16 protein-coding genes are annotated in these 18,034 nt (G+C 45.8%); 5 read left to right on the forward strand and 11 right to left on the reverse strand.

Annotated elements, in window-relative coordinates; translation table 11 throughout:
- The first annotated feature begins 47 nt into the window (after window positions 1-47).
- The gene (locus BO18_RS34965; RefSeq protein WP_185752516.1) at window positions 48-221 is read left to right on the forward strand and encodes a hypothetical protein; all 174 of its coding nucleotides are present in this window, start codon (window positions 48-50) and stop codon (window positions 219-221) included.
- Window positions 222-364: 143 nt separating this feature from the next.
- On the opposite strand, the gene BO18_RS19515 is transcribed toward BO18_RS34965, so the two are convergent.
- The 5 genes from BO18_RS19515 to BO18_RS19535 form a co-directional block, all read right to left on the reverse strand.
- Window positions 365-1,042 (reverse strand): response regulator transcription factor, encoded by a 678-nt coding sequence (locus BO18_RS19515; RefSeq protein ID WP_034449044.1) that lies wholly within the window; start codon window positions 1,040-1,042, stop codon window positions 365-367.
- 23 nt (window positions 1,043-1,065) lie between these two features.
- Complete coding sequence (locus BO18_RS19520; protein WP_034449045.1) at window positions 1,066-2,355, reverse strand: sensor histidine kinase; 1,290 nt, start codon at window positions 2,353-2,355, stop codon at window positions 1,066-1,068.
- A gap of 47 nt (window positions 2,356-2,402) precedes the next feature.
- Entirely contained in the window at window positions 2,403-4,058 is a 1,656-nt protein-coding gene (locus BO18_RS19525; RefSeq protein ID WP_185752517.1) for a sensor histidine kinase, read from the reverse strand.
- A gap of 161 nt (window positions 4,059-4,219) precedes the next feature.
- The gene (locus BO18_RS19530) at window positions 4,220-5,149 is read right to left on the reverse strand and encodes a YitT family protein (protein WP_081778816.1); all 930 of its coding nucleotides are present in this window, start codon (window positions 5,147-5,149) and stop codon (window positions 4,220-4,222) included.
- 5 nt (window positions 5,150-5,154) lie between these two features.
- Window positions 5,155-7,452, reverse strand: coding sequence for a hydratase (locus tag BO18_RS19535; RefSeq protein ID WP_034449047.1), 2,298 nt, complete (start codon window positions 7,450-7,452; stop codon window positions 5,155-5,157).
- Window positions 7,453-7,891: 439 nt separating this feature from the next.
- On the opposite strand from BO18_RS19535, the gene BO18_RS34415 reads away from it, so the two are divergent.
- The 3 genes from BO18_RS34415 to BO18_RS19545 all read left to right on the forward strand — a co-directional run bounded on the left by BO18_RS34415 (window position 7,892) and on the right by BO18_RS19545 (window position 10,114).
- Window positions 7,892-8,308, forward strand: a complete 417-nt coding sequence (locus BO18_RS34415; RefSeq protein ID WP_051688975.1) for an IS1/IS1595 family N-terminal zinc-binding domain-containing protein — start codon at window positions 7,892-7,894, stop codon at window positions 8,306-8,308.
- Between the two features lie 102 nt (window positions 8,309-8,410).
- Window positions 8,411-8,767 carry a hypothetical protein gene (locus BO18_RS34420; protein ID WP_051688976.1) on the forward strand — a complete coding sequence of 119 codons (357 nt, stop codon included), beginning with the start codon at window positions 8,411-8,413 and terminating at the stop codon, window positions 8,765-8,767.
- A gap of 18 nt (window positions 8,768-8,785) precedes the next feature.
- Window positions 8,786-10,114, forward strand: a complete 1,329-nt coding sequence (locus BO18_RS19545) for an RNA-guided endonuclease InsQ/TnpB family protein (protein WP_051688977.1) — start codon at window positions 8,786-8,788, stop codon at window positions 10,112-10,114.
- Window positions 10,115-10,249: 135 nt separating this feature from the next.
- On the opposite strand, the gene BO18_RS19550 is transcribed toward BO18_RS19545, so the two are convergent.
- The 4 genes from BO18_RS19550 to BO18_RS19560 all read right to left on the reverse strand — a co-directional run bounded on the left by BO18_RS19550 (window position 10,250) and on the right by BO18_RS19560 (window position 13,218).
- The gene (locus tag BO18_RS19550) at window positions 10,250-10,882 is read right to left on the reverse strand and encodes a hypothetical protein (protein ID WP_034449048.1); all 633 of its coding nucleotides are present in this window, start codon (window positions 10,880-10,882) and stop codon (window positions 10,250-10,252) included.
- 161 nt (window positions 10,883-11,043) lie between these two features.
- Complete coding sequence (locus BO18_RS19555; RefSeq protein WP_034449049.1) at window positions 11,044-11,487, reverse strand: hypothetical protein; 444 nt, start codon at window positions 11,485-11,487, stop codon at window positions 11,044-11,046.
- Between the two features lie 30 nt (window positions 11,488-11,517).
- Window positions 11,518-11,682, reverse strand: coding sequence for a hypothetical protein (locus tag BO18_RS34970; protein WP_185752518.1), 165 nt, complete (start codon window positions 11,680-11,682; stop codon window positions 11,518-11,520).
- Between the two features lie 186 nt (window positions 11,683-11,868).
- Window positions 11,869-13,218, reverse strand: a complete 1,350-nt coding sequence (locus BO18_RS19560) for a glucose-6-phosphate isomerase (RefSeq protein WP_207643582.1) — start codon at window positions 13,216-13,218, stop codon at window positions 11,869-11,871.
- Window positions 13,219-13,329: 111 nt separating this feature from the next.
- Between BO18_RS19560 and BO18_RS19565 the strand changes: the two genes are divergently transcribed.
- Window positions 13,330-13,872: a DUF4364 family protein gene (locus BO18_RS19565; RefSeq protein WP_034449051.1), complete on the forward strand. Its 543-nt coding sequence runs from the start codon at window positions 13,330-13,332 to the stop codon at window positions 13,870-13,872.
- 54 nt (window positions 13,873-13,926) lie between these two features.
- On the opposite strand, the gene BO18_RS19570 is transcribed toward BO18_RS19565, so the two are convergent.
- Entirely contained in the window at window positions 13,927-17,040 is a 3,114-nt protein-coding gene (locus BO18_RS19570) for a hypothetical protein (protein ID WP_034449052.1), read from the reverse strand.
- Complete coding sequence (locus BO18_RS19575; protein ID WP_034449053.1) at window positions 17,037-18,032, reverse strand: CPBP family intramembrane glutamic endopeptidase; 996 nt, start codon at window positions 18,030-18,032, stop codon at window positions 17,037-17,039. Before BO18_RS19575 ends, BO18_RS19570 begins: the two co-directional genes overlap by 4 nt.
- Window positions 18,033-18,034: the final 2 nt, after the last annotated feature.

Consider the following 18,034-nt stretch of genomic DNA (forward strand, 5'->3'; position numbering starts at 1 on the left):
TTATGGTGCTATAATGCAGTTATCAACAAAAAACGGAGGTTTCTTTTATGGATCTGGATATCAACAAAGCAAAAGATGCTGCTCAGGACGCATTGGGCGCCGTAGCTAAGGACGAGAATGCCAAGAAGATCGCCAACGACGCGATCGACAAGGTCGAAAAGAAGGTCGGAGTAGATCTCCCTGACGTTGACGCACTCAACAGCCAGTTCGGCAAGAAGTAAAACGCCTGACAACACGGAAAACAAGAGGACTGTCTCAAAGCATTGCACTTGAGACAGTCCTTTTCTTTTAAACGGACAACGTCAATTACTTCATCACAGATGGACGAAAATAAATAATCCGGGCTAAGGCATCAGGCAGATGATTACTGCTTTCCGCTCTTCCAGACATATCCTGTCTTGATAACCGTCTCAATATGATAGCCTGCTTTCCCGAGAGCTTTTCTGAGTTTCTTTATGTGTGAGTCGACAGTCCTGTCATAGCCTTCAAAATCAGAACACCAGGCAATATCAAGGATCTGGTCACGCGTAAGGACAATATCCTTGTGATCGATAAACATCAGGAGCAGATCATATTCCTTGGGCGCAAGATTTATTGCTTTTCCGTTCACGCTTACGAGGTGCCTTGCAGGGTCTATAGTGATCTCATCAATGACAAGGCATCCGTTCTTGGAAAGAAGCCCGTGGTATCTGCTGATCAGGGCATTAACCTTCATGAGCAGGACCTTTGTGGAAAAGGGCTTGGTAACATACTCATCAGCACCGGTCTCGTAGCCGGAGATGATATCGCATTCATCACCTAAAGCAGTAAGAAATATGATAGGCACATCATACTTTGATCTTATGTGGCGGCACACTTCCTTGCCGTCTCTTCCGGGCATCATGATATCCAGGATGACCACATCATACTTCTGCCTGTCCGCTAAGGAACAGGCATCATTTCCGTTATCGACCGCGTCTATCTCAAATCCGTTTTTGCGGAAGAAGACTTCAACGACTTCTCTTAATGTAACCTCATCTTCTGCAAGCAAGATCCGATACATTCTTTACTTCCCTTTTTAACCTTTCAGTCCGTTTCATGAGCAGGCATGGAAAACTTAAACTCAGTTCCCTTGTCACCGCTTACGCAACTGTAATCAGCCTTGTGGACATCCAGGATGCTCTTTACGACCGAGAGCCCGACACCGCTGCTGCTCATTCTGTCAGTTCTGGCCTTGTCTGTCGTATAGAAGATATCCCAGATCTTGTCCAGATCCTTTTTCTCTATCTTAGCACCATCATTGGTGATGCTGAACTCTATTTTACGGCCGTTCCTGTTAAGCCGGATCATAATGATATGATCACAGTATTTGATCGCATTCGACATGAAGTTGCTTAATACCATTTCCATCATTTCAGGATCTGCAAATACCATATAAGGCTTTTCATCATGATTAAACGCGATCGTGATATTCCTTTCACGGATCAGCGCAGCATTCCTTCTGATAGTTTCCTCAGTCAGTTTCTTCAGGTCAAAGGCTTCTTTATTGATCTTATTGCTGCCTTCTTTTATCTTCGATACATCGAGAAGCTTACCCACCATGTCAGACATGTGATCGACTTCGTTTACGATCCTTTTCGAATAATCTTTACGGCGGTCGTCATCGAAATAATCCCAGTTCTCAACGGTTGCTTTTGTAACAGCCAGAGGAGTTTTTAATTCATGTGCAATGCCCCTTGTAAGCTTCTGGTTCCTGATCTCATAGTTCATCTGATTCTTGTAGAGCAAAACAAACGAAAAAGCTACTGACGACTCTACGAAAAGAAATACTGCGAGCATCACAGCATAAGCTATTGCATTAGTCCTGAGAACGCTCTTCAGAGGTTTTGCCACTATGCCGAAAGCTATGTAAATGGTACCGTTTCCGGACGGACATAACCATCCGTATGTCGAGGTAAATACGCCTGATTTATCATTGTCAACTTTGTGATTTATATAAGCCTGTTCAGACTGATCACAGACCTCATGCGCCATATTACTAAGTCTTTCCATTTCAGCATCACTGTCAATTCCGGAAGACGTCTCGTAATCAATGATAATCTCTCCGCTGTTCACATCTTTCATCCAGGAACAAAAGACTGTGCAATCAGCCTGGTTCTTATCGTAGTACTCCCACACTGAGATCAACTTCTCTTCCAAATCTCCATCGGTGTTCTCATCATGATAATCAATAAATCCTGCTCTGCTGAGCCCCATGTGAAACCCGTCATTATATGCTTTGATCTTGTTGCCAGTATAAATTCCCACTGCAACTGCAAATGCCAGTAAAACAAATATGCAAAATAAAGTTCCGTATCTAATATATTGTTTCTTCATCTTATTTTCCTTTCCATGACCTGTTGTTTCTTATTCATGCCTTTAGTCTATGAAAAAGATCTGTCATCATACGCATCAATGAAGAACCAGAAATTAGTTCCTTTAGAGCCGCTGTAACAACCATACCTTGCATTATGGGCATCAAGAATATCCTTTACGACAGAAAGACCTACTCCGCTGTTCCCGTCAGGTTCAGCCATGCCTTTATTGGGTTTATAAAGAATATCCCACACTTTACCGAAATCTGTTTTTTCGATCCGTGCGCCGTCATTCGTGATGCTGAATTCTACAGTATTTCTATGCTTTTCCAGCCTGATCGTGATGGTTTCATCGCAATACTTGATCGCGTTCGTCACGAAGTTATTTATAACGATGTATATCATCTCGAGATCTGCATATACGGGATAAGCTTCCTCGTTTTTATCGTAAGCAAATGTCACATCGATCTTCTTATCCGAGATCAGCTGCCTGTTTCTTTTGATAATATTCTGAGTGAGCTGAAGGAGATCAACATCCTCACAGTTAAGCTTAACCTTGCCATCCTGCAATTTAGACAGTTCAAGCAGCCTTGTTACCATGGATGACATGTGGTCCACCTCGGATATGATCTTTTCCGAATACTCGGAACGCTTATCGTCATCAATGTTTTCCCAGTTATCAAGATACTTCCTGGTAACAGACAAAGGTCCCTGAAGATCGTATGCGATTCCTTTCGTAAGCTTTTCGCTCCTTAACTCGAACTTCTTCTGATTGATGTAGAGTTTTCTGACTACGAAAACGATGGCCGCTTCAACCAGAATGAGTGCCAGGACAGACAGGATATAGATCTTCAAATTGTCTCTTAAAACGATCTGAAGAGGATTTATTACCATGTAGTAAGTAATAAGGTAGTTACCGCTGTCAAAATCATAGACTGCCGAAGCTGTTGAAGTGAAGATGCCTTCCCTTACTTTTGTTCCTGCAGTTGCCTTGCCGTCCAGGAGCATATCTACATATTTATCACTTAACTTATGTGCCTTATTATTCATTCCGGCACGCCCGCCCAAGTCATAGTAATTCACCTCATCGAGCCTGACGAGCCACTCTTCGTAAGTAACGCTTCCTCTTTCGTTGACCACTTCAGGCTCAGAGATATTCAATGTCCTGACCGTATCGTCACAAGTAAACGTAAGTGTGCCTCCGTATAAGAATGTCTCATCACATCTTGCACCCTTTATTGAGACCTCATGTGTACGGGGAAGCATCAGCGCCAGAGCTTCGTCCTTTGAAAACTTTCCTTTGTCTTCCAAAAACATATACCGTATATCGCCGGGAACCAGCTGGGTCGATTTCTCTTCATATCTGAACTCGCTGTTCTCTATGACCTCTGTTTCTATCTCGCCATAATAGCGGGCTTCCAGAAAGGGCTGTGATTCAAATATGACCCTGCCGCCATTTCTTGTGTCAACGACAGTAGAATATATGCCTACATCATCTTCCAGATAAGACAGTAATTCCCATGTGTAGATGACTCTGCTGACCACCTTATCACGGTCCTTTATGGTGATCACACCCAGTATTGAATCAGGAATAGTCATACAGTTGCGAAAACCGTAGTTTAATTGATCGATCTTGCTCTCAGTAAAGATCGAGATCGATACCGAGAAGATAAGCAGCGCAATAACACCGTAAATTAACCCGAATCCCAAATATTTCTTTTTCATCTTTTTCATTCCTTTCCACGACATCCGTCTTTGTTCACCGTGAGTATAGGAAAAAGATGTGACCTCTTTATGACCATACAAAACCACAAACCGGACTTAATGAAATTACGGGTACGGTATTGAACCAATAGCGATAAAAAGATTATATCAAAAAGGACGTCTCAGCCGGGACGTCCTTTTTTGATTACTTCCTGTTTATGCGCGGGCGCTTTCTTTTTCTTAATGTGATTTCCTACGATCTCCGAGACATCCGAGATCGTCATGAAAGCAGATACATCTGCGTCGTTGATTATCTTCTTTATCGCAGGCACTTCAACTCTCGTTATGACACAGTAAAGCACCGTTTTCGTGCCGCTGCTCACCATGCCCCTGCCTTCCATCTTGGTGCATGTTCTTCCAAGCTGCGTATAGATGGCATCTGCTATCTCCTGGCCATGGTCTGTGATGATCATGACGGACTTGCCCTGCTCCATTCCGTTTTCGACGATGTCGATTATCTTCGAAGTGATGAAATACGTAAGGAGTGAATAGAGCGCTCTGTCAGGTCCGAAAAGAAAACCTGCTACCGAGTAGATGATTATGTTGAAGAATAAGACGATCTGTCCAACCGAGAACTCTGTGTTCTTCGACAGGAACATCGCCACGATCTCTGTGCCGTCTAAGCATCCGCCATGCCTTAAGATGAGTCCGACGCCGACGCCCAGGAGCACGCCTCCGAAAACGACTACAAGTATCTCCTGCTCCGTTACGGCCGGCATATCCTCGAAAATGCCCAGGAAGCTTGAGAAAACCGCCATTGCATAGATCGCCTTGATGAGGAATCTTATGCCGAGACGCTTATATCCCAGGATCATGAAAGGAATATTCAAAGCAATCGTAAGAATACCGAGAGGAGCGTCAGACAGCTGGCTTATGATCATCGAGATACCGACGACACCGCCGTCTAAGATCGTAAACGGAACAAGGAATTCTTCAAGCGCAAAAGCAGCTACGACAGCACCAACTGTTATGAAGAACAGAGGTGCTATCCACTGCTTAAAGATATAAGCAAACGTAATCTGCTGATGCTGTCTCTTTCCTTTTTGCGGCATCGATCTTATTTCTGACGGTTGAAGTTAATGAGGCAGCCGTCAAGAATGATCTGACGCTCACGGTCTGTGAGGTCGCCCAATGTCAGAGTGAACTCCTTTGTCTCATCGCCCTTGATCGCGATTGCCTTGATCGTATCAGCCTTTGTCTCGACTGCTGTTCTGATTCCCGGGAAGAGAATGTAGTCGAGATTTGCAAAAGGGAGATCGCCCTTCTCGATGATGAAAGGCAGCATACCCCAGTTGATGAGGTTGGATCTGTATCTCTTTGTAGCGTACTCGTTAGCGATGTTAGCCCATCCGCCAAGTACCTTCTGGCATGAAGCAGCCTGCTCTCTTGCAGAACCGTCACCGGGCTTAACTGCGAAGATTACTGAACCGAATCCGATTTCTTTTACGTTGCCGTGCTCGAAAGAAATGAGGCTCTTAACTACCTGCATTACATCGTGGAGGCCCTCTACTGCTTCGCAAGGCTTCTCGCCTGCTACGAGTGCTGTCTCTGCCTTCTGGATGTTCTTAGCGCGTCCTACGTAGTCAGGATCCTTACGTGAGAGTGTGAACTCTGCAAGACCCAACGGATTGGATCTGTAAGAAGATGTCTCGCCTGAAGGAATAAGCTCGTCTGTTGTGGTAACAGGATCGTGGATCTCGGATACTACCTGGAGAACGAGGTTCTCAGGGAGAGCTTCCATCTTCGGCCAGTCCTTGATGTTAGGTCCGAACTGGATCTCTGTATTAGGATCTGCAACGCCCTTTGAATCGAAGACTCTGTTAGCGTAGATCTTTGAATCGAATGTGTAAGCGTAGTTATTGAGCTCGCCTGTGAACTCTGTAGCAGGTGTGAGAACACCCTTATTTGCAGCTGTTGCAGCGATGGATCTTGCGTCCATAAGTGCAACGGAAGAGATCTGTCCGCTCTGTACCTTTGAGCCTTCTCTGTTCGGGAAGTTTCTTGTGGAGTGACGGATTGAGAATGCATTGTTAGCAGGTGTATCGCCCGCACCGAAGCAAGGTCCGCAGAATGCTGTCTTAAGGATGGCGCCTGTCTCAAGGAGTGTAGCTGCAACGCCGTTTCTTACGAGCTCCATGTAAACAGGTGTGGATGCAGGATAGATGGACATCGTGAACTTGTCAGCACCGATGTACTTACCCTTCATGATGTCAGCAGCAGCACAGATATTCTCGAATCCGCCGCCTGCGCATCCTGCGATGATTCCCTGATCAACCATGAGCTTGCCGCCCTGGATCTTGTCCTTCAGTGAATACTGGATCTTGTCGCCGAAAGAAACCTTTGCCCTCTCCTCTGTCTCAGCGATCATCTGCTCGAGATTTGCATTAACATACTCGATCTCGTAAGCGATGGAAGGATGGAAAGGCATAGCGATCATAGGCTTGATCGTTGAGAGGTCAACGATGACAGCACCATCGTAATATGTAACGTCAGCAGGTGCGAGCTTCTTATAGTCGCCCTTTCTGCCGTGAATGTCGAAAAACTGCTCTGTCTTCTCATCTGTCTGCCAGATCGAAGAAAGGCATGTCGTCTCTGTTGTCATTACGTCGATGCCGATCCTGAAGTCAGCTGAAAGGCTTGCAACACCGGGGCCTACGAACTCCATAACCTTGTTCTTAACATATCCGGAGTTGAATACCTTTCCGATGATAGCAAGAGCAACGTCCTGAGGACCTACGCCCTTCATCGGCTCGCCTGTAAGATAGATGGCAATTACATCGGGCATCTTGATGTCATATGTCTGTGAGAGGAGCTGCTTTACGAGCTCAGGACCGCCCTCACCCATAGCCATGGTACCGAGTGCACCGTAACGTGTGTGTGAGTCGGAGCCAAGGATCATGCCGCCGCATGTAGCGAGCATCTCTCTTGCATACTGGTGGATAACCGCCTGATGAGGAGGTACATAGATTCCGCCGTACTTCTTGGCAGCAGTAAGACCGAACATGTGGTCATCCTCATTGATCGTTCCGCCTACTGCGCAAAGTGAGTTGTGGCAGTTTGTAAGAACATAAGGAATCGGGAACTTCTCCAAGCCTGAAGCCCTTGCCGTCTGGATGATACCGACATAAGTAATATCGTGTGAAGTCAGCTTATCGAACTTGATCTTGAGCTGCTCCATGTTGTCTGATGTGTTGTGATCTTTCAGGATACCGTAAGCAATGGTGCCCTGCTTTGCAGCAATCTTGTCTGCAGCCTTGCCGCTCTTAGCAGCTACTGCTTCTGCTGCGTTACCGGAATCTTCGATGAGTTCAACGCCGTTTAATAACCAAGCGCCGTTTTCGAGTGTTGAAATCATAGCATCTACCTCTTTATTAATAAATTCGCGCATTATTATAACACGCGATCGAGCAACTTGCTTGCGGAAGTGAGCAATATCAGTCCGGAGCTTGCTCCAGGACTGAAAAATCGCGAACTTACGCAAAGTAAGGGTTGCGAGATAAGTGTTTCACGGAGCGAAGCGGAATATAACAAACTTATGAGCAACTTGCCCGCAAGGATGTGAGTTATTGTCAGTTTTTTAGCTTGCTCAAAAACTGACAGATAACAAACAGACTTCAAATAAGGGTTGCGACTTGTTTGTTTCATGGAGCGAAGCGGAGTATAACAAACATTCGAGCAACTTGCCCGCAAGAATAATCATCACTGGCTCTTTTAAATTTCGCAGTTGACAAACATTCGTTCTAGTTCTATTATATGTATAGAACGTTTGTTTGTTTTTGAAGGGAGCCCGTACGATGTCAGAGTTGAAGGAAGTCTTTGCTGCATATAAGAAATTGTCCTTCACTGACCGTATCGTGTTCTATACGACTCTTTCCAATACTGTAAATGTACACGAGGATAACCTCCAGGATTTCCTTATCAAGACACGTATTGCCGATGGTAATACATGCATCTATTGTGAAGGTTCTCATGTTGTTAAAAACGGAAAGCGTAAAGACGGTATTCAGCGTTTCCTCTGCCGTGATTGCAAGAAGTCATTTATACCGAGTTCCTGCTCCGTTACTTCTGGTACTAGAAAGAATTTGAATGTTTGGGCTCAATATCTGAAGTGTATGTCGGATAAAAAGACGCTTAAGGAAACTGCTGAAGAATGTTCCATATCGGTAACAACAGCCTTTTACTGGCGGCATAAGATACTGGATGCTCTGTAGGAAGTAACTGACAGAGTTTGTTTCGACGGCATAGTTGAAGCTGATGAGACATTCTTTAACGTTTCCTACAAGGGTAACCATAAAAATAGCAGACAGTTCATAATGCCCAGGAAAGCACATAAGAGAGGAAATGACATGCACAGGAAAGGTCTGTCATCAGAAAAGGTGTGTGTCCCCTGTTCCGTTGACGTTGAAGGGATCGCGTTCGCAAAACCGGTTAAACTTGGTATCCAACGCATCAATGCATACCACAGTTCATTAAAAAGCTTTATCGACAGGTTTCACGGAGTATCGACCAAACATCTGGAGCATTACATCATCTGGAATAACCTGATAACAAACACCAAAAGAAGCAAGACGGAAAACATAAGCCTGATGTTCGTACAGATACTGAGCAGAAGGCTGACTGTACATAACAGCGATATATCGGCAAGACCGCCGCTTTCATTCGTCACATAGAGATAAGGGGCATGTAACATGATACTCTCGGAAGAACACAGGATTAAAAGACATAACAATAAGAAGCTTCTTCACGAGATAGACGGTTACTGCTATAAAGTGAAGAACCTTTCCAACAGCATCAACTACCTGATAAAGCAGTGTTACCGCATACATAAGAAGATCGTGAACGGTAAAGCACTTGAAGATTGGGAAGATGAACTCATCAGAGCGATAAACAGCGGCATAACGGAATACAATGCATCACGCTCTGAGAATAAGAGATTACGCTATATCGATGCCGACAACGGATATATAGCCGATGCATATTTCCTTAGCTGGTATCTGAAAGGAACGGAAGTATATAAGGACGTTCCATATGCGACATGCAGTCAGATATGCATACAGGAGAAATGCAGAGAGTGGAAGTCGTTCTACAGGGCGACAGCAGAATACGGGAAAGATCCGAAGAAGTTCAAGGAGCATCCACATGTACCGGGATATCTGGACCCGAAAACAGGAAGAGGTTCTCTTGTGATAACCAGTCAGAACTTCAAGGTGGATGAGAATGGTAATGTAACCATGCCTAAATTCCTCAGTGGTATACACATACGTGCAAGACACAGTACAGTCAGACAGATAAGGATAAGGACGTTCAAGGATTCTGTCCTTATCAGTCTGATGTATGAGAAAGAGGAAAAGGCTGCACGAGGGACAAAGGTCATGGGGATAGACCTGGGAGTAAACAATCTCATAGCAGCCGCATGGGATTCCGAAGACAGGCCCGTGATAATCAACGGGAAACCGCTGAAATCGATAAACCAGTACTACAACAAGGCAAGAGCGCATATGCAGAAGGAGGCGAAGGTATATAACGGAAAGAACAGGACCAAAAGACTGAATAAGCTTACGTCAAAAAGAAACCGCAAGATAAAAGACTACATGCACAAGGCAAGCAGGAAGATAGTTAACCTGGCCGTCTCTTCAGGTGTCGGACTAATAGTGATAGGATCCAATCACGGATGGAAACAGAAAGTACACATGGGAAACATAACAAACCAGAACTTTGTATCCATACCGTATAGGACACTTACGGACATGATCGTGTACAAAGCAAGACTTGAAGGCATAGAGGTAAAAACTGTACGCGAGAGTTACACGAGCGGAACGAGTTATCTTGACGGAGAAAAGCCAACCAGAACTTACTATGACAAGACACGAAGAATAGAACGAGGATTATTTAAGAGCAACAGCGGGATCTTCATTAACGCAGACATAAATGCGGCATATCAGATGATGAAGTTGGGTGACACAAGAGCAATTCCCATCAAGACAGGAGAACAGATAATCAAGATAAAAGCAGCCTGAATTAGATCAGGTAGAGGCATCAGGCTAGTGCCCTTAAAGAGCCGATATGATATATTCATTTCGGAGATTTATAAATATCAGTCACAAGCTGGTAAATAGCCATCATCACTTACTCAATTAAATCCCGTCAAAGGATTATTTATTCAACGTCATTGGTGATACAAGTCCCAGATCTTTGCAGAAAAACTCAGCGCAATTGTTTTCTTTGACTATGCCACCACCGTTGTTAATGTAGATAACTGTATCTCCCTTTTTATATACACCTATCGCCATTCTACGGGTTTCTGTCCCAATATAGCTTATTAGATATGAATAGCCATTCTTTTCTCCGGAAGAAATGAGATCATATTTAATCCTCTGGCAAAATTCATCATAAAGTTCATCCGCAGTTTTTTCGTCAACAGCAATGAACATATAGATCTCCGTCATGTAATCAGGTTCGGTCTCACCCTCACGCTTATGATAATCCATACAAAGAACACATTCTTTGACAATGTTTTCAGGTGACGGGCTTTCATTTATGAGGTAGCTTGCCCAATACCATTTATTAGCCTCCTCGCTGTCCTTGATATCATAGTAAACTGATGAATAATCTACTTCATCCGGCCTGATCACAGCAATATATTCTGAATATGATTTTGCTTCAGTCATGCCAAACTTCTTCGCCGTTTTGCTGATCGAATCAGAATTAAATGCATCTGAGCATCCGGTCAAAAAAACAACCGTCATTACACCAGCCGCAGCCAGTGACAACAACTTCTTTTTCATAGTCAAATCCTCCCTGTTTGGTATAACCCGGACCTCTCCGGATAACCTTATTCCTGAAAGATATTATAGATTTCCCCGATTTCCCGTTCTATACGAATCGTATACACAAAATATACAATCCGGTTTTCGAACACAACAGAGGTGGCCAAAAGCAACCGGGTTTAAGATTTTTTCAACTTATAAGGTGATACTACCCCGAGGGATTTGCATATGCCTTCAACGCAGTCGTTTTTCATGGTGGAATAGTAATCACTGCGGATCCAAACGAGCTGGTTGTCCTTAAGATAAACACCGCACGCAAGCTCAACCGTTGAGTTGTCATGCTGGGAATCATCGGGACCGAGATAGCCGATAGTATATGTTACGCCATTCTTCTTGCCTTCTTCCGGCTTCATGAGTTTGAATGATTTAATTTCTTCCTTATAGAGATTCTCCGCTGTCTTATTGTCTTTGAGAGTCAAATAATATATACGGGTTAAGCTGGTACCGTGATCGGCGTTTTCCCCTATGCTCTCATTGACTATTACGCATCCTTTCACATCTTCAACAGAAAGGTTTTCATCAAACGAGCTTTTCAGGTACTGGACTATTTGTAAATTCTCCACGTCGTAATAAAACGCTTTAGTCTCACCGGGTTATGCCTTGATCCGGGTGAGTTCTTGAGTATCCTCAAGTTCTTTCATACCAATCTTCTTTGCTGCGCTTATGAAAGACTCCTTAGTAAAATCACCGGAACAACCGGCCAGACATACCACAGTCATAACAACAGCAATTACAACTGAAAACAGTTTTTTCTTCATATATACCCCCGTTAATCAATGCGTATTCCAATCCCACTGGAACACCTTTTCCTTTGCAATATTATAGGCAATTCAGATAACGGTATTCAATACACTGCTGATGTATTAAACAATCTCAAAAATGACACAGGGGCTCCACCACGTGAGCCCCTGCGTTGTTCAAAGTTCAAAGCAATTGCTTGCCTTTTATTTCTTGAGTCTTGCCTCGAGAGCAGCCTTCTGGTCCTCGTAGCCGGGCTTGCCGAGAAGAGCGAACATGTTCTTCTTGTAAGCCTCAACACCGGGCTGGTTGAAAGGATTTACGGCAAGGAGGTAACCTGAGATGCCGCAAGCTTTCTCGAAGAAGTAGATGAGCTCACCAAGAGAGTAAGCTGTCTGGTCAGGCATGTGGATCAGGAGGTTCGGAACCTTGCCGTCAACGTGTGCAAGGATAGTGCCCTGCATTGCCTTCGCGTTAACTTCGTTCATGTCCATGCCGGAGAGGAAATTAAGACCGTCGAGATTTGTCTTGTCGTTGGGTATCAAGAATGTTCTTCTGGGCTGGTCGATCTGAACGACTGTCTCATACATGATACGAGCACCGTCCTGGATGAACTGACCCATGGAGTGAAGGTCTGTCGTGTTATCAACGCCTGCCGGGAAGATACCCCTTCTGTCCTTACCCTCGGACTCACCGTAAAGCTGCTTCCACCACTCTGTCATAAAGTGGAAAGAGGGCTCGTAGTTGACCATAACCTCTGTGGAATATCCGGAACGGAGCAGGCAGTTACGTACTGCTGCATACTGATAGCAGGGATTCTCGGAAAGAGGGAGCTTCTTGTATGCCTTGGAAGCATCTCTAGCACCCTTCATGAGTTCCTTGATGTCGATGCCAGCAACGGCGATGGGAAGGAGACCTACGGCTGTGAGAACGGAGAATCTTCCGCCTACGTCGTCAGGTACTACGAAGCTCTCATAACCTTCCTTGTCAGCAAGGCCCTTCAGAGCACCCTTTGCCTTATCTGTTGTGGCATATATCCTCTCCTTTGCACCCTTCTTGCCGTACTTGTTCTCCATGTAAGCACGGAGGATACGGAAAGCGATGGCAGGCTCTGTGGTTGTGCCTGACTTGGAGATGATGTTGAGGGAGATATCCTTGCCTTCGATAATGTCCATCATGTCAGCAAGATATGTGGCGCTGATCGAGTTGCCGCAGAAAAGGATGAGCGGGCTCTTTCTTACCTTCTTCGTAGCAGCAGAAGCAAAGGAGTGACCGAGAAGCTCGATAACTGCACGTGCTCCGAGATAAGATCCTCCGATACCGATAACGATAAGGACATCGGAATCTCTTCTGATCTTTGAAGCTGCCTTTGTGATGCGCTTGAATTCGTCTTTGTCATAGTTTGTGGGGAGGTCGAGCCAGCCGAGGAAATCATTTCCGGGACCGTTCTTCTTGTGAAGCATATCAGAAGCGGCTTTGACCTGAGGTTCCATTCTTGCGACTGCCTCTTCACCGCCGATAAAATCGAGGGCGTTCTGGTAATCAAATGTAATCATCTTACTGTTCTCCTTAAGGGTTAATTCAAAAATCATACAGAGTATACACCCGTAAAATTCGATTTTCGAGTATAATTAAGTCAGGATTTTATTATATTTGGCAAGGATTTAATGATGTCTGACATATCGATTGCTGAAAGCAAGATTCAAATACTCTATCTGGTCGACAAAGCTCCGGGCGTAAGCTACCATCTCCTCAGGGAAAAGTGCATGGAGCTTCTTTATTCAGATTTCTTTACATTCAGCAGAGCTTATGATGAGCTGATCGCCGGAAATCTTATGGATAAGCGCAAGTCAGGCGATTTCACGGGTGAAGCCATCGGCTCTACCGAGAACCTTACTATAACCGACGGCGGGAAAGCCGTATTAAACGACCTTATCTCATCCCTCAGCGCTCCCCTGCTCGCCCGTCTTGACGAGACATCCGGCGAGATAAAGAGTGCCATGGCAGAAAATTCCGTAAGTTCGGCATCCATGGAACCTACGGAAGACAACAGATTCCGCGTGATCCTGAGCTATACGGGCGACGAAAAGCCTTTTACGGCCACCATTACCGTAGAAGACGAGAAAACAGCCAAAATGCTCTGCCAAAAGTGGAAGAACACCTGCTCCAAAGCATCAGAAGAACTGATCAGGCTCATCAGCGAAGGCTGATGCAATAATTCCCAAGCAACTGAATTCATCTCTTAAGGCTTTTCAGCCCTGGTTTTACTTTGCGTCTATCTCGATGATAAGGAATTCTCCGGGCTGGAGTATGTGACGGATATGCTCATATCTGATCTTTCTCTCGTTTATGAGCCTGCCTTCTTCATCGTAACGTCTTACTATACTGTCGGAACGTCCGAGTTTGTTGTCGTTGATAAGGAAGCTCTGCTGCGTGGTGGTCGGGTTGGAAATAACAAGATATGACTTGCCGCCCTTGTTGTAGCAAGCCGAAGTGATGTTGGACATAAACTGTTCGACGCTGACCGGAACATCCTTATCAAGCGGCTCCTTTATGTCGATGTAGAGCTCGTCATAACCCGCAAACCCCGTGGTAAGCGAAGAAACGGTCATCATATTTACGAACTCCCTGTCTTTAACGAAAATGCCGCTCCCCGTATAGGATGAAGGTACGAAGTTGACCGAGGCGTCGAAAAGGAACATCTCGGCAAAATCGGCTTCCTGGGTCATTATCGCCGATACTATCTTTCCGCAGTTGCTGCCGTCGGTATCTAATACGTAGATATACTCACCGACATTGTTGCCGGAAACGATATGGGGCGTCTGATACTGTGCGATGACATAACTGGTGTTGATATTTTCGATATAGGTTGCCGTGCTGTCGTTCGCGGTCAGCCTGACTGCCATCGTATGGTTGTCGGCATCAGACATCATGGAACCGCCGCTGTATTCCATGCCGTCAAGGAATACGGTCTTATCCTTGATGTCACTGAAATACTCTGACTGCGTAAACATCGAGATAACGTAATTCACATAAGAAGATTTCTGCAGGTCGCTCTTAAAGACCTTGCTGCTGTCGCTGATCTCAATGTAGAATCTCGCAAACTGTCTGCTCCAGGGCAAAGCTGTGCCGTTCTCGATCCTGCGGCCGCCGTATTCGGACGTCATGGAGCCGCACATATACTCAAGGAGTTTGTCTACATCGCCCTGATTCACATATGGTCCTATAACGAGCCAGGGTGACGAATTGCATTTTTTTACGAGTCTGAAACAGTCCTCCAAAGAAGCGGTTACAGACTGTCCTGCATAAGAAGGAACGACTTCGGCGTCGGAAACTCCTGTTACGGATCTGCTCGTCGTTCCTGTAAGAGCCCTCGATACGGAATCCTCGCTCATGAGATATAGCGATGTCTCAGCAAAACCGTCGCATCCGATGTTGAGGTTGTTGAGCCTTACCGCGGAAGGATTTCCGGATGCCAGAGTGTCAGCATAATACTGCGGTATCCCGGCAGAATCATAATTGTCAGGACCCAGATAGATGTCATCGATCAGGATCGAGCCGGAGCCTTCAAAGGCAATATTCAGGCTTATCTCGGAATCATCGGTCATCTGATCGGTTACAGCGAAAACATAACTGAAATATTTATAATTTCCTCCGACCTGGGCAAGTTCGAAGCCGTATCTTCCGAACTCCTCTCCCTCAACCCAGCAATAGACCTTATCCGGCGCATTGTCAGACATCGCATAAAGGCTTAAGCGGTAGAATGTTCCCGGGATAAAGTTATCCGCAGCGGTTCCCTGAAGTTTCTGTGTCATGGCATGAACACCGGTACCGCTTCCGGACAATCTGGCGCCGTTCTTTCCGCTGTATGATCTGTCTGAAACTATTACCGCGGTGCCTCTGCCGTATATATCCCATGCTGAAGTATCAGAAACCGACCAGTCATCGCCTTCGTCGACGGCTGCGCTCACTGATCCGCTCGCGGCTTTCTGGGAGTGGCCGATTATCAGGATATCGTCGGCTATAACATCGACACCTTCAAGATTTCCTTCGAGTGCAAGTTCCGAGAGGATCTGGGATCTGTAGATCTCCTTGCCCGAATCGTAATAGACCTTGTCTCCCGAAACTCCGATTATCTTCTCTATTACTACGTTTTCGGATGTGATCGTGGCAGTGCTGCCTGTAAGAAGATTTACCGCAAATGCTTTCCTGTCCGCAGTTCCCACGATTATGAGTCCTGTATCCGTAAGATATGCGCTGCTGATTTCCGCACCGGTGGACTTTGCTATCTCATTATTCTCAAGAATAAATCCCTGTTCTCCGGAACTGACGATCACGGCTCTTGAGCGGTTTACTACGAAACAGTATCTTCCGTCAGAAGCACAGGCTACAGGCCTTTCATCTTCCGTAAGCCATTCTTCCTGACCGACAGTTTCAAAGACCATGCCGTTCGTTGATGAATAGATATTTCCCTCAATGTCTGCCGCCATCAGTCTCTTTCCGTCAGAAACAAAAGCCGTCGCATTTGAGTTCGGGAGCGAAGAAAACGCTGCTCTGCCGTTCATCACCGATATCACCGTTCCGTCAGTGTAGCAGACGGCAAATGCCTGTCCGGTGCTGCCGATGCCGCAAAGAACGGTATCGGGATCGTCAAAAACAGGAGAATAGACAAGAACAAGATTCCTGCCGTCCTGAGAAGTATAGATCGAACCTGAAAGCGTTACCGCGATGATGCCGGAATCGTTTGACGCGATCTTTGCAAAACGCTCGTCGCTCTCCACGACACCTGTCAACTGACTGTTCGTAACATCGTAGATGAGTCTTCCGTTCTCAGTCAGGGCCACTGCGGTGTTGCCGAAGAAAGCCATCTCACTGATGCGGTCCTCATCCCAGAGGTCCTTTGCATCGATTATCGGGCTTACGACACCGAGTTTAGCAGGCTTAAAACCCGTGACCTTTCCGGTGAACTTCTCGCTCATGACACGCTCACTGTCGATAGATATGATGCGGGCCGTATCTCCGCTGCAGGATGCCGTATCGTAACCGGCTGCCGCAACGGCATCAGGCGTCAGGAAGACGCTGTTCTCGGATGCGCCTGCCAGGAGCATGCTCGTATAATCCGTCGAACTCTCGAAAGATGCGTCCCTGACGATGTTGATATTCGGGATGACATCGCAGTTTATGCCGACACCGCCGTACGTGTCGCCCGCCTTGTCTGAAGTTATCGTTATCTCGCAGAGCTCCGATCTTAAGCCGAATATTCCGACATAACTCAACACTATAACGGCCATGACCATTACAACGGCGACCACAACCATTCCGGCCGCAAATCTTGTCTTTCTGGTGATACCGAACATCAGACGGGCATGCTTCTTCATTTCTGCACCTCTATTCCGTCAGCTTCGGTTATAGCCGGCATATCGTTTCCGGCTTCATTTCCGGTTTTGCTCTCAGCATTGATCTCATTAACGGTTTCAGCATCGTCTGCCTTCTGCCCTTTTTCTTCTTCCGCCTTCTTCGCATTTTTTCTCTTCACGTTGACCAGATATGCAAAAGCCAGTACGGCAACAGGCATGAAGATCATTGAGGAAGTATTGATACCCGATGAAATGGCAGACCTTATGTTGTCGGGAACATTGAACGTCTCGATCATCATGAAATTAGCAATGCCGGAACCGAAGATATTGAATACCATGTGAAGTATTACCGGCGCGATCAGGCTGTCAGTCAGATAATAGCAAGCGGCTATTATGATGCCGCAGACGATAGCATAGCCAATGTGTACCGACAGACCGTGCATGATGCCGAATCCTAAAGCGCTCAGAAGGACAGATACCCACGGTCCGAACCCTTTTCTGAGGTTCCCGAAAACAACGCCTCTGAAAGTCATCTCCTCGGATACGGGAACGATAAAACAAAGCGTAATGACATAAAGCAGTTTATCCCAGATGGGTACCACTGTCTGGGAAACAGAAGCAAACCTGTTTGTACTCTCGCGGTAATCCGCGACCGCTTCCTTGAGCGACTCAAGATATACGGAGATCCTGTCTGCAACAATAATGTAGAGCATAACGAATCCCAGCATGCCGAGAGCCACTATGATGAGCGCCGCAACCTGGTCTGCAGTAAGCCTGGCCATCTTGAAGAGAGGCTCTTTCTTAGCCGAACTCAGCTTGTTCACGATGAACATGACAATAATGACGCCGATCGAAACCAGGAAATTGGACGTTCCTTTGTAAACACTCCGGTCTATGTTAAGGAAGATAAGCGCATAAAGCACGACATAATCGACGGCAAGAAAAAGGACCAGCCCTAAGGCGGCCTTAAGTATTGCTTCGACCCTGATCCAAGCCTTTCCCCAAAAAGTCATCT

The organism is Butyrivibrio sp. AE2032 (assembly GCF_000702965.1).